The following is a 24802-nucleotide window of genomic DNA, read 5'->3' on the forward strand; positions in this document are numbered from 1 at the left end:
CCGTCACCCTTCTTCGCCCTGATCAAATTTGGCACAATACCAATTGATCGTTTTTTCAATACCTGCTTCAAATGACGTCTCCTGCGTCCAGCCGAGCTCCCGTTTCAGCTTACTGGCATCAATGGCATACCGTCTGTCATGCCCTTTTCGATCTTGAACAAACGCAATACGGTCATGACTGATCCCGAGCTGCGTCAGAATGGTCTGGGTCAAATCGAGATTCGTTTTCTCGTTGCCGCCGCCAATATTGTACACCTGCCCAGCTGTTCCGTTTTCAAGGACCCGCTTTACAGCTCTCGCATGATCCTCTACATACAGCCAATCGCGAATCTGCTGGCCGTCTCCATAAATCGGGATCTTTTCACCATTGATCGCTTTTCTAATAATAGTCGGTATTAATTTTTCTTCATGCTGATACGGTCCGTAGTTGTTGCTGCATCGTGTGATCATCGCGGGTAATTGGTGAGTGTGGATATAAGATTTCACAAGCAGATCTGAACTCGCCTTGCTTGCTGAATAAGGATTATTCGGTGAAAGTGGTGTTAGTTCTGTGAAAGCAGGATCATCCAGCTCCAAATCTCCATATACTTCGTCTGTTGAAATATGAATGAGTTTTTTCGCCTTTCCTTTTAAGACTGCCTCCAGCATACGATAGGTGCCGAGCACATTGGTTTGAATAAAGGGCTCAGCCGATTCAATACTGCGATCAACATGGGATTCCGCTGCAAAATGAATGATGGCATCATAGACTTCATCAAATGCTTGATCCAACTCATGCTGAAGGGTGATATCCCCTTGAATAAAACGAAAATGAGACAGCTTTAATAATTCATCCATCTCCTCTGGATGACTGGCATATGTTAACTTGTCAAAAACAGTGAGCCGGACATCGGTTTCCTGAAGCAGCAGCTTCACAAAATTTAGTCCAATAAATCCCGCTCCGCCTGTAATTAAATAAGACTTCGTCATTCGTATCCCTCTTTTTTCTTCATCGTTTCAAACATTTTCGTAGATGCTTGGTGGAGAGATTCATGTGTTCCTGCATCAATCCACCACCCTTTTAACATATCATAGGTCAGCTGGCTATTTGAGATATAGAGATTGTTTACATCTGTAATCTCTAATTCGCCTCGATCTGACGGCGAGATTTTCTCTATATATTGAAAGACTTCTTGATCATAAAAATAGATGCCTGTGACGCAGTAAGATGAACGCGGATGCTCCGGTTTTTCCTCAATTGATAATATCCGGTGGTGAGCGGCATCAATTTCTGCAATGCCAAACCGCTTTGGATCTGCCACTTCTTTCAACAGAACCTTCGCTCCGCTTTCTTGCTGCTGAAAGGCTTCAACAAAAGGGCTTAGCGAATCCTCAAATACATTATCACCTAGCATCAGCACAAATTTCTCCTCTTCTACAAAGGGCTTTGCATAGGATAAACCGTCCGAAATTCCAGAAGCTTCAGGCTGTACCTGATAGACAATGTTCATCCCGAGTTCCTGATCGCCTTCAAGTAGCTTTTGAAACAGCGGGATTTGTTCTTCTTGTGATATGACCATCACATCTAAAATCCCTGCTTCTTTCAGTTTGAACAAAGACCAATAAATCATTGGATATGGACCAACCGGCAATAAATGTTTATTGAAAATCTTCGTTAAAGGTGCCAGTCGTGATCCCTTTCCTCCTGCTAAAATAACTCCCTTCACATCTACACATCCTTATGTTCTTTTTGGTGATGATTCATGAGGTGTATAAGAATGTTTTTCACTCGTTCGGTTCCTTTTCCATCAATGAGTGACCGTCCATTGAGATGAATGCTCCTGCGGAGAAAGTAACTGGCGGATAGTCTTTCAACAGCACGCCATATATCCTTTTCATCCACAAGGTCACCTAATCCAAGATGGTGGCAGGCTCCCTTTTGTGCAAAACGAGTGGCTGTCACTGCTTGGTGGTCTACTTGCGAAAGGACAATGCTGGGCACCCCGATACAAACTGCCTCATATAACGTCATCCCGCCAGCAACAATCGCCAGATCGGCTTCTGCAAGACGGGCAGGTAATTGATCCGTATGGCGAATGAATTGAATATGCGCAGCCTCGATTTGTTCTTCGATGCGAGAGGCTTTTCCTGTAACCGCTAGAATGTGTAAATGGCCAGCTTCGAAGAGTGCTGATACAGCCTTTGATAACAATCCGCCTGGATCACTGCCTCCAAGGCTGATAACCACCTTTTTGCATTCTTTTCGAACCTCATATGTGTCTTTTAATCTGCTGATCTCGTGATCTAACAATAAATAAGGTGTTCCATAAAAATAGTCCGTTCCATTTACTTGCAGACGCTTTTCGTCCAGACCACCATAAATGCCGTTCACGACAGCATCAGCAAGCTGACAGGCTTCTGCTCTTTCTTCTTCAAATAAGACCAGCCTTGCAGAGCCGGAGGACGCTTTGATCGATCGAAGAAACTGGAGGTCACAATCAAGCACATCAATCAGCAGAAGATCAGGATTCAGCTCTTTTATGTCCTGCTCCATTTGAAGGAATACGTTTGGTTCCTGCACTAAATGAACGTGCCAAGCTGGATGCGAGAGCATTTCTACACAAATCTGTTCATTTGTATAGAAATATAAGTCGTTTCCTTCTTGAAACAATTCTTTTGCCAGCCGTCTCATTCTGGCGACATGCCCCATCCCTCTTAAAAAACCACCGTACACAACAATCATGATTTTTTTATTCATTCAGCATCCTTCTGTCTCACAAATTGATTCAACCGAACAATATCAGGATCTTGTTCACAAATGGAGATAAGCTCAGCCGTAGGCACAGCAATAGATCCACCAGCTTTCTCAAGTAAACGGGTGGCAAATACATAATCTTCTTCTGTATCAATCGTGAATCGATAAGCAGGATATGCGAGTTCTTTGGGCGGTGTGAATAATTGCAGTTGAAATCGCTCAGGATGCTTTCGGATATACAGAGTGACATGCTCACGCTCCGGCTGCGTAAGGGGAAAATTGTCGATTTCACGTAAAATTGATGCGTCGATCATTTCCCCGGAAATACCGAGTGGCGTTCCAGTCGTATACGTGTAATCAGCCTTCTTCTGTCTATGTTCTTCAACCATTTTCGACAAAAGCGCTGGATCTATAAATGGATTATCTCCCGTTAAACGGACAATGGTTTGCGGTTCAAAATGACGGACAATCTGCGCAAATCGCTGCAGTACATCTATCTCACTACCGCGAAATACCTTATAGCCCTTTGATAAACAATATTGAGCCAACAGATCATCCTCTGCCTCGACTGTTGTGGCAATCATGAGGTTCTGGGTTTTGTGATTGTAATGATCTGATTGCTTTACCCGTTCAACAATGAAATCGATCAGTGCCATACCGCCGATCGGTTTCATCACCTTTTTTGGCAGCCTTGTTGAGCCCATTCTAGCTTGTATGACAAAGAGCACATCATTGATCATGCTCGGACTCCTGCATGAGCACATCTTTCCACGAAACGCCTGTATGGGCTGGGATGTCTCTCACAGCCTTGGCACCAAGTAAAATCTCCATGTACCGCGGATGCAGACCTTGGCTTTTTTGTCCTGGACGTAATACGGCTATGTTTTGTGCTGTCAAAGTCTCGCCCTTTGCAATACCTTTTGTTGTAAAAATCCCTCGATACGCAAATTTACGAATCTGCCCTTCAATGGCTGCTGTCGTTTTATAAGAACTGCCAAGGAGCTCCTCTGACACAGAATGAGTGTCTGCTTCTGATTGATTTCGTTCCTTTTCCGCCGCTCGAATATGCTGAACCATTTCCTTTAATTCCTCTGGATCGAGCGCAAAGGAATGATCGGCCCCAGGCAGCGTCTTATCTACCGTGAAATGCTTTTCAATCATGGCTGCCCCAAGCTTCACAGCGGCAACAGGGGCTTCAGTTGGATGCTCACTATGATCAGAAAAGCCAATGACTGCCTCAGGAAAAGCCGAGGCTAAGGTTTGAAGCACACGAAGATTCGTATAAGCTCTAGGTGCTGGATACTTTGCTACGCAATGCATAATGGCGACTTGATGGTTTTGCTCGCTTGTAATCGCCTCATATGCTTCATGAACATCTGCAATAGTGGCTCCGGCTGTTGAGAAAATGATGGGCTTTTGAAAAGAAGCCGTGTGACGCAAAAGAGGCAAATGATTGATTTCATAGGATGCCAGTTTGAAAGCCGGCGGATCGGTTTGATTCAATAGATCCGCAGATTCTTCGTCACACACTGTGCTTAAAAACATCAGCCCTTTTTCCTCGCAGCGCGTCAATAAAGCTGGCAGCCATTCTGGCGGCAGCTCCATTTGTTCGACTAAAGAAAAAATGGATACCTCTTCTCCCTTGGCTGTTTCGTATAAACCCGGTTCCTTTTGATACATCCGATCAGCTTGAAACATTTGAAACTTCACTGCATCGGCACCTGCTTCTTTTGCCACATCAATTAAAGCAAGCGCCTGATCCAGCTTTCCATCATGGTTAATGCCTGCCTCTGCAATGATAAAAACAGGCTCACCATCCCCCACTTTGCGATCTCCAATATAGAAATGCGCCATCTTATCTCTCTCCTTTTTTCGGCCATACATGGTAATACAAGAAGGCATTTGTTGTTCTAAAGCCCATCTTTTCGTAAAGCTGAATGGCGGTTGTGTTATGCAGCTGTGTTCCGGCAGAAATAAAACGATGCCCTCTCTCATAAGAGACCTTCATCATCTCGATAAACAGTTTTTTCCCAATCCCTTTTCCTTGTACATCCGGTCTAATCGCAAACAGCTCAAGCGCCATCTCATCGCCCTTGGTCATCCCTTGTATCAAGCCCACGACTTCATCGTTCACCTTTGCCACGAGATTGATATCTGCACGTCCGAGCAAATTGTTTCTCATCCATTCTTGATAGAAATGCTGGACGACATTCTGGTCTAAAAATGGATCGAGTGCATACCGGCTTTTCACAAAAGCCTGATGACCAAGTGAAACCGCCTCATCGTATTCCTTTTCATCCGGCAGACTTATCACCACATCTTCACCTGTTAATGGCACCTCCATGTGAACCGGCGGCGCCTCAAGCCGAGTGAGACCGCCCACATAGTACACATGTAACAGCCTTTGGACGATGCGGTTTTTTTCAAGATCAGCCGCTTCAAGACGTAAAAAGAAAAAATCGCATTTTTCTGTTCTCATCCAATTGATGAAGCGCTCCATCAATTCTTGAAAAGCAGATGATGACTCAGCTTCCGCAAACTTCACATGAAAAATATGCTGATCAAATATGCCGCTTTCCCATTTTGACCAGTCGAATAACAGCACCGCTTTGAGCTGGGCGCCACTGACAAGACCAAACTGCTTGAAGCCTTTCATTTGTTCAGCTTGTTGGCCGTATTTCTCCAGCCAAGCGGACAGCACCTGATCGTCTATTGCATGAACGGCCTTCATGAAGATGCCTTCTGATCTTTTAAAATAGACAACACCGCAGTGATGACATCCTGCACATCTTCATCGGTCATACTTGGATAAAGAGGCAGTGAGAGTGTCCGCTTGTAGTAAGCGAGTGACTCAGGGAAATCCTCTGGTGAATAGTGGTAGGTTTGTTGATAGTATGGATGCAAATGAACAGGGATAAAGTGAACACTCGTGCCGATTTTATACTCCTTTTGCAGCTGATCAATCAGCTCATCGCGTGTGATGAATGCTTCTTTTGGATCCACTTGCAGTACATACAAATGCCATGCATGTCTTCCCTCATGATGGACAGGCGGCAGGATCAGCCCTGCTTCTTTTTGAAATGCCTGATTGTATGTTTTCGCAATTTGTTCTCTCCGTGCCTGCATATCATCCAGACGACTTAGCTGGACAAGCCCTAATGATGCCTGCACATCAAACATGTTCATTTTATAGCCAGGTTCCTCGACCTCGTAGTACCACGTTCCTTTTTCTCCATAACGATTCCACGCTCCCTTGCTCATCCCATGGAGTGCTAGTCTTCTGATTCGTGCGGCAAGTGCATCATCATTTGTCGTCAGCATGCCGCCTTCTCCAGTCGCTATGTTTTTCGTCGCATAAAAACTAAAGGCAGTCGCATCACCAATCGCTCCAATGGGCTGGCCATGGTACGTTGTATACAGAGCATGAGCGGCATCCTCGAGCACAAATAGATCGTACTTTTTGGCAATGGCTAAAATCCGGTCCATATCGCACGATTGACCAGCAAAATGAACAGGGACAATCGCTTTTGTATGTGGTGTAATCTCCGCTTCTAGTTTCTCTGCATCGAGATTGAGAGTCGCTGGGTCAATATCGACAAATACAGGTGCTGCCCCTGTATGAATGATCGTATTGGCTGTTGCGCAGAATGTCAGAGGCGTTGTAATCACCTCATCCCCATTCCCAACCCCTCTAGCCTTTAAGGCTAAAAATAAAGCAGCCGTACATGAATTGACAGCGATCGCATGTTTTGCACCGGTCAGCTGCCGAAACTCTTCTTCAAACTGTCTTACTTTTGGTCCGGTTGACAGCCAGCCGGATTTTAATGTTCCAATGACTTCGTCAATTTCTTCCTGCTCAATCAACGGCAGGGCATAAGGAAGAAATTGCGCTCTCTTTTTTTCCATATCGCTTGCACACCCCTATCTTCATCTCTGAAAATCCACACCTGTTTTTGTTTTAAGCAGAGAAAGCAGAACATCGGTCGATCGCGCATGCGGATAATGTTGTTTAATGAATTGAGCTCCTTGCTGCTTTGCCAGCTTCATCTCTTGATCATCCGACAAAATACGAATGGCTTTCTCAGCCAGTTCAACAGGGTTTTCCATATGATAGCTGCCAAGCGACTCGTAATAAGGGTATCTTCTGCCTTCTGTCATTTTCCCGATCAGCACACTCTTTTCAAAGAGCATTGCTTCAAGACCGACGGTTGATGTGAGCGTAATGACCATATCCATATATGGCAGCAGGTCATATAAGTCGATATCTTTTTTAATCAATCTCACATGATTTCCAGCTCGTTCAATGGACACATACTCATTTAATCGGTTTCGGGCAATTTCCCACGGATGCGGCTTCATGATCAACTGAATGTCTTTCCGTTTTGCAATCGTTTTAAGAACATCACCATAGAAGGCTTCTGAGAACGGCTGCGTTGCCACAAGCACGGTCTTTTTGGCAGGATTGAAGTTCAATTTACGAAAGATGAGTTCCTGTTGAAGCGGCGTTCGATCCTTCACCAAATCAAACCTCGGATGACCTGTGATCTCCACCTGTTCCGGCTGACAGCCTTTGTCTACATACCAGTCCTTTTCATACTTTCCAAACACCCCATGACACGTCGTGAAAATCGGCAAAAAGGCTTCGTCTCCCATAAGTGCGCCGTGCTGAAGACAGATGCTCGTGAGCTGGCGTTTCACTGTTTGCAGTGCCAGTACGCGGCTGTAAGCATCCTCCGTCGTCCCCACAATGACGGCTGCAATTGGCTCCATCTGAAAGAGAACTTCTGTCTGGTCAATCACATCAATAAATTGCACAATGTCCTTCCGAAGCTTTTCTCTAAAAAAGACATTGCCAAAGACGGGGTGCTTTGCGTAAGGTTTAAGGAGAGCATTTGCTTTTTCAATATATTCAGCATGGGCTTCTTTATTAACCTCTCCGGCTAATTCCGGCTTGCTGATGACGGGTAAACCGAAATAATCTGCCTTCTTCCAGCGAGCGAGTACCACCGTTTGACTCGTATGGAACCGCGTGTAATTTTGTTCAGTAAAACGCAGATGTTCAAAGTGAAGCAATACCTTTCCATTCGCCGGACGATAAGCAATTCGCTTGATCTGCTGCTTATGTTGATCAAAAAATGGCTGAATCTCTTCCGGTAATGGACAATCGGTTGTCAATTCTTGACCGAATGCTTCCTCCTCCATGCGTTCCCTCACTTCAGGACTGATATATTGATAGAAATTGCTGATCAACCCAAGAGGAATTTGTTTATAGGACAAATCCTTCATGAGATTCACATACTCAAAGTACACCTGCCAATAATGATGAATATAGTGCGACACTTCAGGTCACCTCCCATGTCTTTGTTTTAATATGTGGCGGAGCTCCCAGCAGGTAGACTGCTCAGGAAGTGCTTGAATAAAGGCACTTTTCTCTTCTTCTGCCAGCTGATAGTGAATCGACTGTTCTGTGATGTAATTTGTATCTAAAACTTCATCAAAGGGATAGAACGGATAAAAATGATTTAATCGAAAAAAGAACCGGGCATCTCCTATTCGATAAAAATGCGGACTCTCGTCCCAGTAAGACCCAAATTCAGCTTGAATCTTTGATAAAATAGATGCACGATGAACGACTGAGCAATGATCAATGGCACAGGGTGCATTCCATTGCACCGTTTGCGCAGGTCGAATCGTTTCCTTTACTGGCTCTTTTTTGCTATTTAAATAGATTACTTTCGATGCAGAATAGACAATATCCTCACCTGGTCGTGCATCTAGATAATGAGTGAGCTTCTCTAAACGGTCCGGGGCATAGACATTGTCATCTGTGGCATAGGAAATATACTCGCCCTTTGCCAGTTCTAATGCTTGATTAATCAGGACGGCGTATCGGGTTTTCACTGTTCTCTCCTCCAGCGATTTGACACCGCTTTGGATAAAATGAACACGGGGATCTTTGCGAAAGGGCTCAATCGCAGCAAGGGTTTTTTCGTTTGAACCATCATCCATGATAAATAGTTCAAAGTCTGACAGCGTCTGCTGCAGGACCGCTTCAATCGATTTGCCGACGTAAGCCGCCTTGTTGTAGCTCGTCATAATGACAGTTACTTTTGTCAAAGTTTTCACCTCGGTCTCTTTCAAACTATGTTTATCATATGTGTCTCCTCTCAAAGAGACTGTAGAATGACCTATTTTTTATAAAATTGTATTTTTTTATCGATCTACCTTTGAAAATTGCAAACTTTTTGGTAATATAAGTAATCATTTATGTGTATTAAAGGAGTAAAGAACATTGGAAGCTATGAAGAATGATCACTCCCAAGAAGAGGAAGCAAAAGGTTTTTTTCGATTTTTTAAAATTTTCGTCGCAACAAAAACGATTATTCGCTCATATCAACGTTCCTCTATTCCAATTTGGCTGATGATGCTCCTTGCAAGTATCGCTGGTACAGGCTGGGTCTACGAAGGTTATTTTAGCGAGTATATGGGCAATCATATTCCGTTCCCTTTTATTCTGTTACAAGGAGCGGGATATGGTATTCTTGCAGGCAATCTGGTTCTATTTTTCGGTGTACTCATCCTAAAGTGGTTAGGGCGTCTTTTTTTCGGCAGTCAACCGGCGTATCGAGATGTGCTCAAAGCCTGCACGCTGACGATCTTTTTCCCTTCCGCTTTATTTTCACTCAGTTGGATTTTCACTATTGGAATGCTTGGTCCGTATACGTTTGTCAAAATCTCACCTTATTTAGATCAGCATTATGAAGTTTGGTATTATCTCGATCTTTTGACACTGATTGATGCTTATGCAAAGACGTGGATATTTGGAATGACTGTTTTAGGCATTGCCGCTGTGATGAAGCTCAGATTATGGCAAGCCTTTTTCATTGTGATCACACCGCTTGCGGTATGTTTTGTCATCATCACACTTTTATTTGATGTCCAGCACGCTGTAAATTGGATGATGTAAGGAAGGTTGAGCATCATATTCGTGAGCAACGAAACGCAGACCTGACAAAGAACGCGAGGGTTTGCCCACGCCTAAGGAACTGCACCGCAGTTCCTTTTTTTCGTTCAATGTACATATTCTGCCCTCCTGTCTCATAGTGTGAAAGAGAGAAAGAATGCTATGGAAACAACAGGTGCTTAAGCGCCTTCTGTTTAGAACACCATGAGGAAAGAGGAGGAACGTTATGAAATTGAAAAATCAATTTGGGCAAGGTTCGGGTTTCGAAGGTCAAGATTTTCGCCAGCAGCAATATGGAGCAAATCCGTATCCTGCGCAGCAGATGGGTTATTCAGTCCCTCCCCAAACGCAGGGTCAAATACAAGGACAAATGCAGCAGGGGTTTTCGCCAATGCCATCTACCGGCACTTCACAAGGAGGCCAAGGAACGCAGGGCGGCGGGCAGCCATATCAAATTCCTTCTGGACCGATTTATCAGCAGAATGTCACCGGACAGCTGCCTATTGAGCAGTCCTATATTGAAAATATTTTACGATTGAACCGCGGCAAGGTAGCCACGATTTATATGACATTTGAGGCAAGTAAGGAATGGAACTCGAAGATTTTTAGAGGCGTCATTGAAGCTGCAGGACGTGACCACATTATCATTAGTGATAACAAGACAGGAACACGATACTTACTATTAACGATCTACCTTGATTACATTACATTTGATGGGGAAATTCAATACGACTATCCATACTCCATGTCCACGTATTCTCCGAGATAGATAACGCCACATATAGCAAAAGCAAGGAGCAGGCGCCCTTGCTTTTTTTTGACTAGGTTTTTGACACACCTCTAGGGCGCTGGTCATAAGATGCCTAGTAGTTTTTATCAAACGCCTAGAGGTGACATCAATGACTGTTGAGCTGGATTATACATCACCAAACGTTAAATATTCATACGATCTGAATCAAAGCCCCCTTGTGAAATACGATCAGCATAATCTGATTAACGTTTTAGGAAAAAAACAATTAAACTCGTTGGATCAAGTATCCCTGCTGGATATATATTTGAGTAAAAGCAAAGTCGTAGAGCCTCATTATCATCAAAATGCCGCAGAGCTTGTTTATTGTATAGCCGGTTCTGCTGCTGTCTCGATGCTGAATCCTTTTACAAAAAAACTGCACACCTATACCATCACCCCTGGACAGGTGGCAAACGTACCTCAAGGCTGGTGGCACTACGAAGTTGCCCTTCAAGACAGAACTCATTTGTTAGCCATTTTTAACGCATCTACGCCAGAAGTGATCCTAGGCTCAGACCTTCTCACCCTCACCCCTGCTCACATCATGGCACATACGTATTGCATGAACGAAACACAGTGGAAACAGGCGACGCAGCCTGTGAAGCCGAGTGTGTTTATCGGACCATTTTGCCACAGAGAAGAGGAGGCACAAACGCATCCTGTCCCTCCGTCTCACTACATCCCTTATTATCAAGCCCCGCCAAACTATGCCCCTTACTGGAATTAAGAAAAAAACCGGTGCCCCTCTCAGAGCATCGGTTTTTTGGCTTATAAATTTTTTGCTGCTGCAATGACAAGCATGATCCAAGAAGCGATAAACGCCACTCCGCCAATTGGGGTAATGGCACCTAGAATCTTCACCTGTGTCAATGCCAGCACGTAAAGGCTTCCTGAGAAGAAAAGGATGCCTGCAAGCATCACCCAGCCAGCGGTTGGAACTAGAGAAACACCTGACAGCTTATCTGCAAGAAAGGCGACAATAAATAATCCAATCGCATGGAACATCTGATATTGAACTCCTTTGTTCCATATCTCTATATACTTTTCAGGGATTTTCCCTTCCAGACCGTGCGCACCGAAGGCTCCGAGTCCAACAGCTAGCATGGCATTAATCGCACCTAAAATGAAAAATAGTTTCATTCGTCATTCTCCTTATCTCGTCAATTATGTTTATCATAGCGCGGGTGACAGACGACAATCAACTTTCCCTTTACGTTGACACGAGATTGTCGGATTTCTTTTTCTTTCGTAACAGGACTTGATCGACCGCGATCGCAATGAGTGTACCTAGAACAAGACCATTGCTTAATAATGAAATGAGCACAGGATGCATGCCTTTCAAGGCTCCCTGCGGTACAAACATCGCCCCTACACCTGCTAAAACGGCAATCCCTAGGACAAAGCGAATCCGCGGAATTTCTTCTTTCTCATACTGATCAAACTCTGACATCGCAATCCCAATCATCGAGGAGAACACCACAAAGTTTACAGCAAGCCCCACAGGTGATGGCAGTGCGGAGAAAAAGCTCATGAGCAGCGGGAACAAACTAATGAGTACAATGAGCAGACTTCCTATGAAAAATGGCTTTCTCGATGGAATTTTCGTTGTCTGGATAAATCCTGCTGCTCCGGAAATAGGTACAGGCGCAATGGCACCGATCAATCCGCTCAGTAAGTGACCAAATGCTGCGACAAAACCAGCCGGCCGAGCTCTCTTCCGCTCACGCAGTTCACCAAATGCCTTCACTGAACTTTCCACAATTCGAATACTTGCCAGCATGTTCACAATGAGTAAGATCGTAATGAAAAAGGACGTGACAAGCAATCCACTGTCAAAGACTGGCATGCCGAATGGGAACAGCTTCGGAAACTCGATGATTTTTTCTGGAATTCGAACCGGCTTTGCCAACCCGAGTAGAGCGAATAACAGCCAGCCTCCTGCAAGGGCAAATAACACAGAAAACTGCCTTAAGTAATGCCATTTTGAGCGGCTGATCATGAAGGTAAGGATAATAATCAAGATCGATAAGCAAAAGACAAGCCCGTCCACCTGATTTCCTCGATAGCCGATGCCCATCAGCCCTTTCATGATCGGCTGACTTAACTGCACAACTAGCAGCAGCAAGTAAATGCCTGTGACGACTGGCGTAAATAAAGACGCGAGCCAATTAATGATTTTAAATAAACTAAAAATAAAAAAGAAAGCGGCACTAAAAATTAAAGCCCCCTGTAAGGCTTGCAGGGTTTCAGGATACGTCGCAAAAATTGTTCCTGTCATGCCTGCATAAAGGGTATACACACCCCACCAAAGCCCTGCTGGACTTTCATTGATCGGCAGCATATGGCCGCATAAACACTGCACCATCGCCACAAGACCAAGTGAAAAGAATGTACTTTGAATCAGCTCCGCTGACTGCACTTGGTTCAATTCAAACGCTTGTGCAATCGCAATAGGTACGGCAATAGAAGCTGCGATAAAAAATGCCATCCACTGAATGGCGCCCAAAAATAGTTTCAAACCGATCACCTTCCCTTTGTCGTGACAAGACCATTAAAAATCAAAAATAGAGTCGCCGTTCCCATCCTTCTCTTTTTGCCCCTCTTCTTGATGCTGAAATTTCTTCGCACCACTCGCACCCATCAGTTTCTCAAGCATGGCTTGATCTGAGGATACGGGCGGCGCGGACGGTGTCTGTATCGAAGAAGGTGGCGAGATAACCGGCGACTGCGGCATTTGCACTTGTGAGGGTGCATCGAGAATGACCTCACATAGTGAAGAAATCGCTGCCACATGACGTTTCACCTCTTCATCATTTCCACTTTGTTTCGCCTTTTGAACCGCTTCCTCCATTTTTTGAAGCAGGCTTGATATATGAATATTCAAGGGTAGACCCTCCAATCTAAAAAAGTCTCTTTTCAACATTATTTTACCAAATGAACAAACCAAATGGGTTCATTTTTTCAAAGCAGTGCGCTCCCGCCTCTCTTATTTGACCCGTCATAGCCCTTCACACATAATAAAAGGAACAAAATCGTCTATGAAAGGATTGAATAATGGACAAACTCACTTCTCTTTTTCAGAAACAAAAAGTCTTTCAAAAGCCGCCGGTTCAAGAACGCATCCGCCTCCTTAAAGACTTAAAAGCAGAAATCAAACAGCATGAAAAGGATATTTTACAAGCCTTAGCCCATGATTTACATAAATCCGAACAAGAAGCCTATACAACAGAGATTGGGATGGTATATGAAGAAATCAATCATACCATCAAGCACCTTCACAAATGGGCAAAGCCAACACGCGCGCGAACACCTCTGACTCATATCGGATCGAAAAGCATGATCATCAAAGAACCTTACGGCAGTGTGCTCATCATTGCTCCTTGGAACTATCCTTTCCAATTGGCTCTTTCTCCATTAGTCGGAGCTATTGCTGCGGGTAATGCCGTCATCTTAAAACCGTCTGAGCTGACGCCGCAAGTCTCACAAATAATCAGCGCAATGGTGGAACGTGTATTTCAAGAAGACCATGCAGCTGTCGTAGAAGGCGGTGTAGATGTCAGTACAGAGCTGCTGAAACTGCCCTTTGATTATATCTTCTTTACAGGAAGTGTGGCAGTCGGCAAAATCGTCATGGAAGCCGCCGCAAAGCATTTGACACCTGTCACACTTGAGCTTGGCGGAAAAAGCCCTTGCATCGTCATGCCTGATGCAGACATCAAACTAGCGGCGAAGCGAATCACTTTCGGCAAATTCACCAATGCAGGGCAAACATGCATTGCGCCAGACTATTTGCTCGTTCATGAGTCCATTAAAGAGGACCTTTTGCGGGAAATGACAGCTTGTATCCGGGACTTTTATGGTGAACACCCTGAAACACATCCGCACTTTGGGAAAAATGTCAGCCAGCGTCATTTTGACAGACTCTCACAATTCCTCTCAAATGGAACGATTGTCACGGGTGGACAGCGCAATGAACACGAGCTCAAAATCGCTCCGACCATTTTAGACCACATCACATGGGAAGATCCCGTCATGCAGGAGGAAATTTTCGGACCGATTCTGCCTGTCATGACCTTTGATTCTCTGCATGAGGCAGCGCATATGATCAAAACAAGGCCGAAGCCGCTTGCTCTTTACTTATTTACAACAAGTAAAGAAACAGAAGCCTATATCCTAGACCATCTCTCATTTGGCGGAGGATGTATCAATGACACGCTCATGCATGTCGCTACTCCTTACCTGCCATTCGGAGGCGTGGGCGAAAGCGGCATGGGACGATATCACGGGAAAGAAAGCTTCTTTACTTTTACACATGAAAAAAGCGTCCTGCGCCAAACCAATCGCTTCGATTTTTCCTTCCGTTATCCAAATGCGAAAAACGGACTCGACTTGGTTCGTAAATTTTTAAAATAAACAAGACGAAGGGGCTCTCCCCTCGTCCTCTTTTCACTCAATACCTTGGATACACCAGTTGATTTCTTCGATCCCCATTTGCTTTAAATACGCGTTTACCTTTGAAAACGGACGACTGCCAAAAAAGCCGTTTCTTGCAGAAAAAGGACTTGGATGAGGTGACTCAATGATGTAATGCTTGTTTTGATCAATGCGTTCTTTCTTATTTTGAGCATGTCTTCCCCATAACACAAAAACGACGGGCTGATCACGTTCATTCAGCACATCAATGACACGGTCTGTCACACGTTCCCAGCCCTTGCCTTTATGCGAGTTCGCCTCGCCCTTTCTCACGGTCAGCACAGTGTTTAAGAGCAACACACCCTGCTCTGCCCAGCTCACAAGTGAGCCATGATTTGGAACAGGACAGCCAAGATCATCCTTTAGCTCCTGAAAAATATTTCTCAATGATGGCGGATGCTTCACGCCAGGCTGAACAGAAAAGCTTAATCCATGTGCCTGACCTGGGCCATGATAAGGGTCTTGTCCCAAAATCACCACTTTGACCTCTTCATAAGACGTCAAATGAAGCGCACGATAAACGTCATCCGGTTTCGGAAAAACGGTCTGCGTGCGATATTCTTCCTTCATCCATTCACGTAATTCCTGATAATACGGCTGTTCAAATTCACTTTTCATCACAGCCCACCAACTATCATTTAAAAATGGCTTCATTGGGGTTCTCCTCCTTCTATCTGCTGCGTTAGTCTGGAGATCATCGGTTTTCCGTCCCACACAATATCACTCTCTGATTCTCGTTTTTTCATCGCTGGTTCTTCTAATAAGACAGCAAAGTTAGCTGTCGGCAGGTCACCCAGCTCATGCTTTTCACTTAGATCATCTAAGTAGTTCTTCCTTGTTTCACCAAGATCACTAGACTGATTCCCACCGCCGTCAAAAAACGCATAGATCACGCTGGCAGCTGGCACTCGTTTGACACGGGCATGCTGTGATACACGCAAAAAGAAGTCCCAGTCCCAATAATGATGCATCGCTGGATCAAAATAGCCAATCTCATCGTGTATACAGCGTTTGTACATACTGCCGGAAGGAACATAGGTAGAAAAAACACGCATATCCTCAATAGCTGCTGTATAAGCAAATAAACGTCTCGACACCGGGAAACGGGTCGCGCCTTTTTCTTCAAATGACACAATTTCTGCATCAGAAAAGACAAAATCGGCGTCCTCCAGCGCCTTACTCATACGTTCAATATGACAAGGTGTAAAATAATCATCGTCGTCACTCAGCATGATGACATCGCCTGTCAGCTCCCGCACCCCCACGTTTCTAGCATTCACATGCTGGACATTCTCATCTAAATGGATCAAGCGGATCGGAAGTTCAGAGTAGAGTTCCTGGATGATGTCGACTCGCTCTCCTGCATCATTCACAACCACAATTTCAAAAGGCTGTACAGTTTGTCTCGTAATGGATTCAAGCAGCTCACACAGTGCGCTGAGCCGGTTATGTGTCACAATTAATAAGGAAATCTTCATATTCAGCTTACTCCTTTAATAAATTCGTCTTTTTCCATTAAAACATAAAATGACGTTCTTCTCATGATATAAAAGGCGGTTTGATGTGACGGGAAAATGGGAATTTTTGATGAAAAGGAGTGATCACGATGGAATATTTCACAGTAGAAAATAGCAAAGAAGCCAAACAGACCATTGAACAAATACGTTCAGCAAAGGATGATATTTTTGTTTTTGCGTACGATCCAGAACGCTCTGATACCGTCACAGAGCATACGAATGCCAAAAGCATGACAGCGGTCGATCAAGGGATTTTAGATCAAATCGCCAATGTCATCCGCACCCGGGATGACGAGCTCATGGCCAAAATGATGTCAGTTGGCGCCGATCAGGAATTAGCTTTAACTCTTTTAGACGAACTCAAAAAGGGGAAATTGGTGATTTGTAAAAGGTAAGGGGAAAGGCGTTCTTCCTAGGGTGGAACGCTTTTTTATGTCGTTTCATTGTGATAAACGGAAAAGCTGATTATAATAAGGGATAGAACAGTAACTGTTACACATCACATTGGAGGTTCAGCAACTATGTCTATGAATAAAGCACTCACCATCGCAGGGTCGGATTCAAGCGGCGGTGCAGGTATCCAAGCAGATTTAAAAACGTTTCAAGAAAAAAACGTCTACGGGATGACAGCTTTAACCGTTGTCGTTGCAATGGACCCTCATAACCATTGGGATCATCAGGTGTTTCCAATTGATACGGCGACGATTCGTGCGCAGCTCTCTACCATTGTAGAAGGCATTGGGGTAGATGCACTGAAAACGGGTATGCTCCCAACAGTCGACGTGATCGAACTTGCAGCTGACACTATCAAAACATACGACCTAAAAAATGTCGTCATTGATCCTGTTATGGTTTGTAAGGGTGCGAACGAAGTCCTTTACCCAGAGCACGCTGAAGCACTGCGCGAAAAACTCACACCACTGGCAACCGTCATCACGCCTAACCTTTTCGAAGCAGGTCAATTAAGCGGAATCGGTGAGATCAAAACGATTGAACAAATGGAAGAAGCGGCAAAACGCATTCACGAACTTGGTGCCAAGTATGTGGTCATCACGGGAGGCGGTAAGCTAAGCCAAGATAAAGCGATCGATTTGCTTTATGATGGACAAACCTTCGAACGCCTTGAAACAGATAAGATCGACACAGAATACACACACGGCGCAGGCTGCACATTCTCAGCAGCAGTCACAGCTGAACTAGCAAACGGCTCAGACGTGAAAGAAGCCATTTATGCAGCAAAAAAATTCATCACAGCTGCCATCAAAGGCTCTTTCCAGCTAAATGAATACATCGGACCAACAAAGCATTCTGCTCATCGTGTTGACAAATAGAACAGAAAAACCCGATTCGCCTTGTTAATGGGCGAATCGGGTTTTGTTTGTACTTACAAGCTCTTGTATACCTTCTCTATTCTCTCAAATTCATCACGTAAATCACTATCATCAGGTCTTCCCGTAATCACTTTTAAAAACTCGATAAATTGATGACCTGATTCAATGAGTTGATATACAAACTCTTTAAAGTCGGCCACCAATATCTGATTTTCAAGTGATAACATAATTTCTCGATCGGATTTTCTCTCCAACTGTATTTCTAGAGGTAAACTTGGATAATAAATCTTTCCGTACCCTTCTTCCATGTAATCTACTAATACATTTTTATAATAATGCCACAACTCTTCAATAGAATCTGGATTTTCGAAATCCTCTATTTTCCCCTTTTTCCCATGATCGAACGTAATTGTTCCTTCAAGGTTTGTAAACCCCTGTTCCATAAAATCTCCTTTCGTAGCAACGAATGTTTTGATCTTTTCAATATCATCAATGGGTACAAACTTCTTCTTGTCCTCCAAATAAATATACGTTTCTATCTTCAATTGACGTCACCCTTTCATTTCATGAAAAAAAGCATACCCGCGTCTGGGTACACTCTTTTATCCATACAGGAATACCTACTTTTGCTGATCAGATTCTTTCGCCATTTTTCGAATAAAGGCTTCAATGGATTCAACAAATAAGGCATATTCTTTCATTTGTTTATACGTATCTGACAGCTTCTCTTTTAATTCTTCCTGCTCTAGAGAAGGTTCACCGAGAATAGATTGGACTTGAATGAGCAATTCTTTATATTCTTCACGTTTATCTTCAACATGATCTGCCATTGTCTCCAAGCGTTTTCTAGTCGTCGGCTGCTGTTTTGAATTCAAGTAAACAACCCCTTTTTGTCCTACCGCATTTGGATAAACGTCAGCCTCAGCTGTATATATTTTAAAATGATACCATAATTCCACTTGTTATCATATATGTAAAACGTCATCAAACCGCTTCAGACCACCCTTGTATATACATGTTATAGGTTCTAAGATACGGGCGGATTTCACTAGAAAAAGCAGATCAATGGATGATCTGCTCAGATTGTAGAGAAACTCATGTTTTTCTATAATCAACTGTAAGACAAAGTATAATTAACGATTACCACAGTTTTAACAACGTTAAGAAAGTTTTAGTGGTCTTAGAGAATCTAACGCAACCATTTTTTTAGAATTAGGTACTCTCCTAGTAAATTGATATGCTCCCAGCCTAAGGAGAAATATGATATAAGAATGGATTAAGCAGTTCAGCTTTATAAAGAGTGAGATAAGACTGTAAATCAAATTTGTGAAATCACAATGTCTAGGGCATCATTGTATAGAAAGCTATCGGAAAGGAACAGTTGATGAGTTATACTAAAAAATCAGAAATGTATAACAGAAAATAAATTTCATATAGAGGTGAAATCATATGCCTAAAATTGACAATATGTTAGCAATTCTATGGATGCTTCATTCTGGTGAGAAAATTACTGCGAAACAAATTTCAGAAAAGTTAGAAATTAATATAAGGACTGTGTATCGTTATATTGATACAATTTCAACAAGTGGCGTACCTATAATTTCAGAACCAGGACATAACGGTGGATACACTTTAATGAACAATTTCATTGAGGCTCCTCTTTTTTTTGATTTTGAGGAACAAACTTCACTAATTCACGCTGCTGTTTTTGCAGAAGAAGCCGGATATTACGGAGGTGAGGCCCTAAATAGGGCCATTTCAAAACTAAGTAAATATTCAAATCAAGAGCAGGAATCAAAGATAAACCAACATGTAACTAGTCTTGAAGTAATAAGTCGATTAAGTTCTTTCTCTATGGAATCTTTTTTGAAGGAGTTGGAGCAGGCCTTAGCTCACAGATACTCAGTAAAAATTCTTTACCAAAAAATTGGAGAAAAGCAATTAAATTATAGATTGGTCGATCCGTACAGAATTATCTATTGGAATAATAAGTGGTATGTGATTGGATTTTGTCATCTAAGGAATGATATCCGTAGTTTTAGAGTAGATCGAATTGAAAGTCTTATGCTAACTGAAAATCATTTTAACAGGCCAGAAAATTTTTCAGCACGTGACTTTTTTATAAAAAACCTCCTTCCAACTATAGAAGATAAAGAAGGGATTATTTCATTTGTTATTAATGGGGATAAAAGTGTATTGGCTGATATTTGCCAACATTGGTTTTTAGGACATTATTTACAAGAACGGACTTCAAATCAAGCAGTTTTTCTTCTTGAAAAAGACATGATACATACATATGTACCTTATTTACTTATACCGTACAATAAATCTATTAAAGTTATTGAGCCAATAAGTCTTAAGAAAAGACTTATTGAAGTTCTGTCGGAATTAATAAAATTTCATCAAGTATGATAACTTCCCTGACGTTAACTGTCAGGGAAGTTATTTTATAATAGCTATATCAATTGTGATTGGAGTGTTATTGGATGCAAACAAAAAAAGTTTTTCTATATGTATTTAACACAATGTCAGACTGGGAATATGGATATTTAATTGCTGAACTAAACTCAGGAAGATATTTCAAAAAAGGTTTAGTACCTTTAAAAGTAATTACAGTAGGAGCTAATAAAGAAATGATTACTACTATGGGAGGACTGAGCATAAAACCAGATATTTCTGTTGATGAATGTATTCTTGAGAGTAAAGATCTTTTAATTTTACCAGGAGGGACTACTTGGAATGAAGAAATTCATCAACCCATATTAGAAATAATTGGCAAATCCTTAAAGAATAGCACTATTGTTGCTGCAATTTGTGGTGCCACTGAGGCTCTTGCGAACATGGGATACTTAGATACTAGAAAGCATACAAGTAATAATTTAGAATACACTAAAATGGTATGTCCTAACTATAAAGGGGAAAAGTTCCACGAGGCGGGATCTGCGATATCTGATGCGAATTTAGTTACTGCATCAGGAATAGCTCCTCTGGAATTTGCGATGGAAGTATTGAAAAAATTAGATGTATTTGCACCAGATACATTACATTTATGGTTTAACCTAAATAAGACTCATAAACCTGAATACTTCTTCAAGTTAATGAATTCAATAAACAGCTGAGCTAAAAAATCAACTTAGCAGTTTTATGTTAGTTCAAAAAAAAAGAATGAAGTAACTGAAAAGCTTACTTTCTCTATTTTGTTTTGCAGATAAGTTGGGCTTTTTAATTTGGAATTTCCTTATCTTTTAAAAAAGAATGAAACATCACATGTTCCAAAATCCTATTTTAACAAGTTATACACTCTCTTGAAATTAGGACAGGTTGTTCCAGCAGCCGAAACTTTTGAGAAAGGGGTCTCGGCGGCCCAACAACTGGATGACATACTTTATGAAGCAGAAATGAAATTTTTATATTTCCTTTATTTTCAATCTAAGACACCAAATGCGATCACAGAGTTAAAACATTGGCTTGATACTCTACAAAGCAAAAATCTTTACGAAGATGTGTATCAACTAGCTTTTGAAGCTGCACGATACTATAATAGAAGTGGGCAGTTGGAAATTGCTGTCGTTTTTTATGAAAGAGCTCTTGAAGCAAAGTCGTTAATTCAAGGAGGGGAATTGTTATATGTTGAAGAGTAAAATTTTTGTTCCCATCATGCTTGTAACTGTAGCATTAGCGTTACCAATTTTTCATTCTGCTGCTGTCTCACATGAAGTGGCTGACAAAGTGATTACATCAAGTGTAGGTGGTAAAGAAGCTGGAAATCAAATATAAGAGCAAAGAAAAGACTATGTGATATCCATTGTCACATAGTCTTTGGATTCGATTTAGCAAATGAAACATTTGAGGTCATTTGCCTTTTCATGTTCTTCTCCTTAAAATTACCTAATTATATACAAACATACCAAAAATTCGTTTATAATATAAGAGTAAGATTCTTACAAGCTGCTTTGAAAAAACTATAAAGGGGAATGAACAGTTGAAAAAAATTCTGATTTTATCTTTGATGTGTTTTTTGTTAATTCCAAGTTTTGCTTCGGCAAAATCAACGTCATCTGTAGACCAAGAAAAGGGATATCCTACTGCTAAAGAAATTGCAGAAATAAATGAAGCCCTTGATGAATTGGTCGTTGAAGCAAATAAAAAACTCGAAACTGGCCAAACTGAAATTTCTCTTAAAAAAGAAATTGGTAAAACTAATGAAACAGTATCATTGTTTTTCAAAAGTGAAAATGTTCTAAGTAATTCATTAGGTATTCAACCTTATGATGCATCTTCAAGTAAAAGTAAGTATCCTTCAGGTAAAAAAATTTATAAAGCGTATGTAAAAAATACTGCTGGATTTGATTTTCAACACAGACTAGCTGGTGAATTTCAATTTAAGGGTGGAAAAGTGACTGGAGCAACAACAGATGTTAATTTGACAGGAGCTATGTATAGTGAATCTCACAAGACTTGGATAGATAAACTTGATCCTAGTGTTTGGGTTGTACAAAGTCATGGTACATTTAAAGCTTTTAAATTTCTTTTTGAATACAATACTTATCTAACTGTTAAATTATTAGGCAGTGGGGATTACAGAATAGAAAGAGCAAGTATAGGTTTCTAAAGAAGAAGGTTGAGGTTGAGTATTTTATGCTCAACCTTCTTGTTTAAAAACCTAAAATTTTAATTGGAGGGAGAATATATGGTAGTAGTAACATCACCCTTTATTTTTACTTTTTTAATAGTATTAATAATAGTATTAATTATTAATCTTATATCTTGGACATATCTATCAAAAAGAAGCATCAATAAAAAGGAATGGAAATTGTTAGCGCTGTTAGTAGTAATTCAAAGTGTTGTAATAACTTTATTGTTGAAGTGGTTTTAAATCCAGGGCATCAACAACATATTGAAAAGGTGTGATGATCTTATGTTGACTGTAATATAGTATTGATGATGTTAACTGGTGTTTCTTATTTTGCTGTTTATATGCAAAAACGTAAGAATAATAAGGAAAAAGAGATGGGATATAAATTTGTTTTTCTCGTCGTTTTCTTTTTACTGTGTGTGCCATTTGTCAATATGGTCATCACTGGACAATAAAGAACAGGCTGAAGAGCCTGTTTTTTGTTTCTTAATATCCGTATAAAAATAAATCTCACTTTGTTGGGAAAAAGAAGATAGTTCGATATTGAAAAACATATAATTATTCATTAGGGTTCTTTTATCATTTCTTTCAAGGGGGCAAGACAAATGTCTTTCTGGATACTGACAACCATCCTTACAGTTATTATACTAGGTATTTCTTTAATCTTTTAAAAAAAGAAGTCTAGCAGTTTTAATGATGGTAAGTATCATCTTATTGCTCATAAGCTTTTTTGTGGGAGGATGGGAAGGTTTAGGGTTAGGAGCGATCAGCATTTCTTTGCTGATTGCGTCAGTTATCGCTTTAATTATTACAAGCATTTTGAGTTATTTTAGTGGTATGAAACAAAAATAAAGCTTATGCTTGTAAACATAAGCTTGTTGATTATGCTTTTTTATAGCGATTATACATATACCGTATGATTTTTGTGATGACAGAGGTACACATGCATAGAAAGGTCATAGCCACTACCCAATACATATTCGACATGTCGAACCCGGTGTAGGCAAATATGAAAATGGTTGATGTTATAAATGTGATAATTAGAACCACATAAAACCTTTCTAAAGATTAAATAGCCAATAATCCCCCAAGCCAAATACAATAATGGCAATGTGAATAAAACAAGAGTCATGGGTTGAAGATAATGTAAGTTAATTTACTCCATGCTCCTCGTCAGTTATTTTACAACTTCCAAGCTTGTCATTTCCCAATCTCTATCAGATTTTAGAGATATCTCTTTAGAGTCTTTGCTTTCAATATTATATTCAATAATTCTGCCAATAACTCCATCCTTATCTCTATCAAACATTCTTACCAATGCATAAATTTTGCCGTCTAAAATCTTGACTTCTTCTAAACGTTCGTCATCTGATTTAAAATTAAGTGGAATTTTTTCAGATGATATCTCTTTGAGGTCTTTGTTGAATGTCTTGACTTCTCCTTCATAGGAAACTATCGTGACTCTATCCTTGTCTACATTGATCTTGTAGATAATGAATCCTTTATCCATTACTATTTCTCTCTTCTTATCGAGAGTTTTTTTGTCGAGTACAACCAACATCGATTCTTTCTTACTGTCAACGCCATCGTTTACGGCAAGAATTAATTCTTCATTGTTTAATGACTTCAAAGATTCATTATTGTCAGGAAAGAAGACTGAGTCGACGTCTAACTTTTTTCGTTTTTCTTTATGAGTTTTAGGGTCTATTGAAGACACTGTGACACTTTCATCATTACTGAGAATGGCATAGATTTTTTTGTCTTCAAATATAGCTGTTGTTAATTCTCCGTCTAATTCAACTTGATTTTTATCGTTGTCATCTTCATTCCAATATACTAATTCTCCTACTAAACCATCCTCTGTAAAGCCAACGTTAATGTCGTGTATAACATACCCATTAGAGTAGTTAATAAAGAATGCACCCTCGTCATCTGTAGACTTTGAATGTGATTTTGTATTCAAAGGCTCTACCTTCCCAGTCTTCTTATTTAGAGATACATGATAATTAGACCTATTAGATGAAAAGTACATATTATTATCGCTCTGAGTAGATGAGGTAAATCCCACACAGTCTTTCATTATAATACTCGACAATTTCTTTCCTTCGTTGTTATAGTTGACCACCTCGCATCCTCTATCCATTACCTGCGAATAAATGATAGCAAATTTACTATCTTTCATATTGCTCAATTCTCCCTTAGGAGAATCCCCCACAGCCTCCTCTTTCTTTGAACATGCTGTACATATTAATGCTATGGCGCAAGCTGATAAAAGTAACTTAAAGTATTTCATTCAATCATCTCCTTTCAATTTTAAACAAACAAAGCAATCGGGGGAAATCCCCGACTGCTTATTA

General features: G+C 41.3%; 29 protein-coding genes and 1 pseudogene. 13 read left to right on the top strand and 17 right to left on the bottom strand.

The features are described from left to right. Positions 1-3: 3 nt before the first annotated feature. The 9 genes from rfbB to GKC25_RS16870 are packed head-to-tail and all read right to left on the bottom strand — an operon-like array spanning position 4 to position 8851. Positions 4-969, bottom strand: coding sequence for a dTDP-glucose 4,6-dehydratase (gene rfbB, locus GKC25_RS16830; protein ID WP_034660376.1), 966 nt, complete (start codon positions 967-969; stop codon positions 4-6). Then, on the bottom strand, positions 966-1706 hold the full coding sequence (locus GKC25_RS16835) for a sugar phosphate nucleotidyltransferase (protein ID WP_034660377.1): 741 nt from the start codon (positions 1704-1706) through the stop codon (positions 966-968). Before GKC25_RS16835 ends, rfbB begins: the two co-directional genes overlap by 4 nt. 2 nt (positions 1707-1708) lie before the next feature. Then, positions 1709-2737, bottom strand: coding sequence for a PseG/SpsG family protein (locus tag GKC25_RS16840; RefSeq protein ID WP_187704220.1), 1029 nt, complete (start codon positions 2735-2737; stop codon positions 1709-1711). Next, positions 2734-3474 (bottom strand): cytidylyltransferase domain-containing protein, encoded by a 741-nt coding sequence (locus GKC25_RS16845; protein ID WP_034660381.1) that lies wholly within the window; start codon positions 3472-3474, stop codon positions 2734-2736. Before GKC25_RS16845 ends, GKC25_RS16840 begins: the two co-directional genes overlap by 4 nt. Continuing rightward, entirely contained in the window at positions 3464-4588 is a 1125-nt protein-coding gene (locus GKC25_RS16850) for an N-acetylneuraminate synthase family protein (protein WP_034660383.1), read from the bottom strand. Before GKC25_RS16850 ends, GKC25_RS16845 begins: the two co-directional genes overlap by 11 nt. Before the next feature lies 1 nt (position 4589). Further along, positions 4590-5465 (bottom strand): GNAT family N-acetyltransferase, encoded by an 876-nt coding sequence (locus GKC25_RS16855; protein ID WP_034660384.1) that lies wholly within the window; start codon positions 5463-5465, stop codon positions 4590-4592. Further along, a complete protein-coding gene (locus tag GKC25_RS16860) occupies positions 5462-6640 on the bottom strand; it encodes a DegT/DnrJ/EryC1/StrS family aminotransferase (RefSeq protein ID WP_187704221.1) in 1179 nt (392 codons plus the stop codon). The genes GKC25_RS16855 and GKC25_RS16860 overlap by 4 nt, the downstream gene beginning before the upstream one ends. A gap of 21 nt (positions 6641-6661) precedes the next feature. Beyond that, the gene (locus GKC25_RS16865; protein WP_034660386.1) at positions 6662-8074 is read right to left on the bottom strand and encodes a spore coat protein; all 1413 of its coding nucleotides are present in this window, start codon (positions 8072-8074) and stop codon (positions 6662-6664) included. Positions 8075-8080: 6 nt separating this feature from the next. Beyond that, positions 8081-8851: a glycosyltransferase family 2 protein gene (locus GKC25_RS16870; RefSeq protein WP_034660732.1), complete on the bottom strand. Its 771-nt coding sequence runs from the start codon at positions 8849-8851 to the stop codon at positions 8081-8083. A 184-nt stretch (positions 8852-9035) separates the two neighbouring features. On the opposite strand from GKC25_RS16870, the gene GKC25_RS16875 reads away from it, so the two are divergent. From GKC25_RS16875 to GKC25_RS16885, 3 genes are all read left to right on the top strand, one after another. Next, on the top strand, positions 9036-9701 hold the full coding sequence (locus tag GKC25_RS16875; RefSeq protein ID WP_223249932.1) for a YIP1 family protein: 666 nt from the start codon (positions 9036-9038) through the stop codon (positions 9699-9701). Between the two features lie 223 nt (positions 9702-9924). Then, positions 9925-10467 (top strand): spore coat protein GerQ, encoded by a 543-nt coding sequence (gerQ, locus tag GKC25_RS16880; protein WP_187704222.1) that lies wholly within the window; start codon positions 9925-9927, stop codon positions 10465-10467. 130 nt (positions 10468-10597) lie between these two features. Further along, on the top strand, positions 10598-11215 hold the full coding sequence (locus GKC25_RS16885; protein ID WP_106038295.1) for a cupin domain-containing protein: 618 nt from the start codon (positions 10598-10600) through the stop codon (positions 11213-11215). Positions 11216-11256: 41 nt separating this feature from the next. On the opposite strand, the gene GKC25_RS16890 is transcribed toward GKC25_RS16885, so the two are convergent. From GKC25_RS16890 to GKC25_RS16900, 3 genes are all read right to left on the bottom strand, one after another. After that, the gene (locus tag GKC25_RS16890) at positions 11257-11628 is read right to left on the bottom strand and encodes a DUF423 domain-containing protein (protein WP_003215282.1); all 372 of its coding nucleotides are present in this window, start codon (positions 11626-11628) and stop codon (positions 11257-11259) included. Positions 11629-11698: 70 nt separating this feature from the next. Further along, positions 11699-13006 (bottom strand): purine/pyrimidine permease, encoded by a 1308-nt coding sequence (locus GKC25_RS16895; protein ID WP_034660390.1) that lies wholly within the window; start codon positions 13004-13006, stop codon positions 11699-11701. Positions 13007-13039: 33 nt separating this feature from the next. Beyond that, positions 13040-13372 (bottom strand): YwdI family protein, encoded by a 333-nt coding sequence (locus tag GKC25_RS16900; protein ID WP_034660391.1) that lies wholly within the window; start codon positions 13370-13372, stop codon positions 13040-13042. A gap of 170 nt (positions 13373-13542) precedes the next feature. Between GKC25_RS16900 and GKC25_RS16905 the strand changes: the two genes are divergently transcribed. Continuing rightward, the gene (locus tag GKC25_RS16905) at positions 13543-14901 is read left to right on the top strand and encodes an aldehyde dehydrogenase (protein WP_034660392.1); all 1359 of its coding nucleotides are present in this window, start codon (positions 13543-13545) and stop codon (positions 14899-14901) included. Between the two features lie 33 nt (positions 14902-14934). Here the strand turns inward: GKC25_RS16905 and GKC25_RS16910 are convergent, their stop codons facing one another. Beyond that, positions 14935-15615, bottom strand: a complete 681-nt coding sequence (locus GKC25_RS16910; protein WP_034660393.1) for a uracil-DNA glycosylase — start codon at positions 15613-15615, stop codon at positions 14935-14937. After that, positions 15612-16439, bottom strand: coding sequence for a glycosyltransferase family 2 protein (locus GKC25_RS16915; RefSeq protein WP_034660394.1), 828 nt, complete (start codon positions 16437-16439; stop codon positions 15612-15614). The genes GKC25_RS16910 and GKC25_RS16915 overlap by 4 nt, the downstream gene beginning before the upstream one ends. Before the next feature lie 128 nt (positions 16440-16567). Between GKC25_RS16915 and GKC25_RS16920 the strand changes: the two genes are divergently transcribed. Together GKC25_RS16920 and GKC25_RS16925 are read left to right on the top strand one after the other, a co-directional pair. Next, on the top strand, positions 16568-16873 hold the full coding sequence (locus GKC25_RS16920; RefSeq protein ID WP_003214888.1) for a general stress protein: 306 nt from the start codon (positions 16568-16570) through the stop codon (positions 16871-16873). Between the two features lie 126 nt (positions 16874-16999). After that, entirely contained in the window at positions 17000-17809 is an 810-nt protein-coding gene (locus tag GKC25_RS16925) for a bifunctional hydroxymethylpyrimidine kinase/phosphomethylpyrimidine kinase (protein WP_095285653.1), read from the top strand. 53 nt (positions 17810-17862) lie between these two features. Here GKC25_RS16925 and GKC25_RS16930 read toward each other — a convergent pair whose 3' ends face one another. Beyond that, a complete protein-coding gene (locus GKC25_RS16930; RefSeq protein ID WP_095285652.1) occupies positions 17863-18354 on the bottom strand; it encodes a hypothetical protein in 492 nt (163 codons plus the stop codon). A 75-nt stretch (positions 18355-18429) separates the two neighbouring features. Next, a complete protein-coding gene (locus GKC25_RS16935; RefSeq protein ID WP_008359596.1) occupies positions 18430-18684 on the bottom strand; it encodes a hypothetical protein in 255 nt (84 codons plus the stop codon). Positions 18685-19089: 405 nt separating this feature from the next. On the opposite strand from GKC25_RS16935, the pseudogene GKC25_RS16940 reads away from it, so the two are divergent. The 7 genes and pseudogenes from GKC25_RS16940 to GKC25_RS16970 form a co-directional block, all read left to right on the top strand. After that, a pseudogene (locus tag GKC25_RS16940) lies at positions 19090-19194 on the top strand (recombinase family protein); the annotation flags it as partial. Between the two features lie 64 nt (positions 19195-19258). Next, positions 19259-20221, top strand: a complete 963-nt coding sequence (locus tag GKC25_RS16945) for a helix-turn-helix transcriptional regulator (protein ID WP_187704224.1) — start codon at positions 19259-19261, stop codon at positions 20219-20221. Positions 20222-20295: 74 nt separating this feature from the next. Further along, positions 20296-20928: a type 1 glutamine amidotransferase family protein gene (locus GKC25_RS16950; RefSeq protein WP_187704225.1), complete on the top strand. Its 633-nt coding sequence runs from the start codon at positions 20296-20298 to the stop codon at positions 20926-20928. 108 nt (positions 20929-21036) lie between these two features. Continuing rightward, on the top strand, positions 21037-21450 hold the full coding sequence (locus GKC25_RS16955; protein WP_187704226.1) for a hypothetical protein: 414 nt from the start codon (positions 21037-21039) through the stop codon (positions 21448-21450). Further along, the gene (locus tag GKC25_RS16960; RefSeq protein ID WP_170938411.1) at positions 21437-21586 is read left to right on the top strand and encodes a hypothetical protein; all 150 of its coding nucleotides are present in this window, start codon (positions 21437-21439) and stop codon (positions 21584-21586) included. The genes GKC25_RS16955 and GKC25_RS16960 overlap by 14 nt, the downstream gene beginning before the upstream one ends. 205 nt (positions 21587-21791) lie before the next feature. Then, the gene (locus GKC25_RS16965; RefSeq protein WP_095285648.1) at positions 21792-22421 is read left to right on the top strand and encodes a hypothetical protein; all 630 of its coding nucleotides are present in this window, start codon (positions 21792-21794) and stop codon (positions 22419-22421) included. Between the two features lie 720 nt (positions 22422-23141). Continuing rightward, positions 23142-23297, top strand: coding sequence for a YesK family protein (locus GKC25_RS16970; protein ID WP_252067795.1), 156 nt, complete (start codon positions 23142-23144; stop codon positions 23295-23297). A gap of 325 nt (positions 23298-23622) precedes the next feature. Here GKC25_RS16970 and GKC25_RS16980 read toward each other — a convergent pair whose 3' ends face one another. Further along, entirely contained in the window at positions 23623-24738 is a 1116-nt protein-coding gene (locus tag GKC25_RS16980) for a hypothetical protein (RefSeq protein ID WP_187704227.1), read from the bottom strand. Between the last annotated feature and the right edge of the window lie 64 nt (positions 24739-24802).

It is taken from the genome of Bacillus pumilus (assembly GCF_038738535.1).
Classification (GTDB): Bacteria; Bacillota; Bacilli; order Bacillales; family Bacillaceae; genus Bacillus.

Coding starts and splice junctions, on each gene's coding strand:
- GKC25_RS16945 (WP_187704224.1), top strand. CDS start 19,259: ATGCCTAAAATTGACAATATGTTAGCAATTCTATGGATGCTTCATTCT.
- GKC25_RS16885 (WP_106038295.1), top strand. CDS start 10,598: ATGACTGTTGAGCTGGATTATACATCACCAAACGTTAAATATTCATAC.
- GKC25_RS16960 (WP_170938411.1), top strand. CDS start 21,437: ATGTTGAAGAGTAAAATTTTTGTTCCCATCATGCTTGTAACTGTAGCA.
- GKC25_RS16840 (WP_187704220.1), bottom strand. CDS start 2,737: ATGAATAAAAAAATCATGATTGTTGTGTACGGTGGTTTTTTAAGAGGG.
- GKC25_RS16905 (WP_034660392.1), top strand. CDS start 13,543: ATGGACAAACTCACTTCTCTTTTTCAGAAACAAAAAGTCTTTCAAAAG.
- GKC25_RS16970 (WP_252067795.1), top strand. CDS start 23,142: ATGGTAAGTATCATCTTATTGCTCATAAGCTTTTTTGTGGGAGGATGG.
- GKC25_RS16925 (WP_095285653.1), top strand. CDS start 17,000: ATGTCTATGAATAAAGCACTCACCATCGCAGGGTCGGATTCAAGCGGC.
- GKC25_RS16845 (WP_034660381.1), bottom strand. CDS start 3,474: ATGATCAATGATGTGCTCTTTGTCATACAAGCTAGAATGGGCTCAACA.
- GKC25_RS16860 (WP_187704221.1), bottom strand. CDS start 6,640: ATGGAAAAAAAGAGAGCGCAATTTCTTCCTTATGCCCTGCCGTTGATT.
- GKC25_RS16875 (WP_223249932.1), top strand. CDS start 9,036: ATGAAGAATGATCACTCCCAAGAAGAGGAAGCAAAAGGTTTTTTTCGA.
- GKC25_RS16950 (WP_187704225.1), top strand. CDS start 20,296: ATGCAAACAAAAAAAGTTTTTCTATATGTATTTAACACAATGTCAGAC.
- GKC25_RS16890 (WP_003215282.1), bottom strand. CDS start 11,628: ATGAAACTATTTTTCATTTTAGGTGCGATTAATGCCATGCTAGCTGTT.
- GKC25_RS16910 (WP_034660393.1), bottom strand. CDS start 15,615: ATGAAGCCATTTTTAAATGATAGTTGGTGGGCTGTGATGAAAAGTGAA.
- GKC25_RS16980 (WP_187704227.1), bottom strand. CDS start 24,738: ATGAAATACTTTAAGTTACTTTTATCAGCTTGCGCCATAGCATTAATA.
- rfbB (WP_034660376.1), bottom strand. CDS start 969: ATGACGAAGTCTTATTTAATTACAGGCGGAGCGGGATTTATTGGACTA.
- GKC25_RS16855 (WP_034660384.1), bottom strand. CDS start 5,465: ATGAAGGCCGTTCATGCAATAGACGATCAGGTGCTGTCCGCTTGGCTG.
- GKC25_RS16915 (WP_034660394.1), bottom strand. CDS start 16,439: ATGAAGATTTCCTTATTAATTGTGACACATAACCGGCTCAGCGCACTG.
- GKC25_RS16850 (WP_034660383.1), bottom strand. CDS start 4,588: ATGGCGCATTTCTATATTGGAGATCGCAAAGTGGGGGATGGTGAGCCT.
- gerQ (WP_187704222.1), top strand. CDS start 9,925: ATGAAATTGAAAAATCAATTTGGGCAAGGTTCGGGTTTCGAAGGTCAA.
- GKC25_RS16920 (WP_003214888.1), top strand. CDS start 16,568: ATGGAATATTTCACAGTAGAAAATAGCAAAGAAGCCAAACAGACCATT.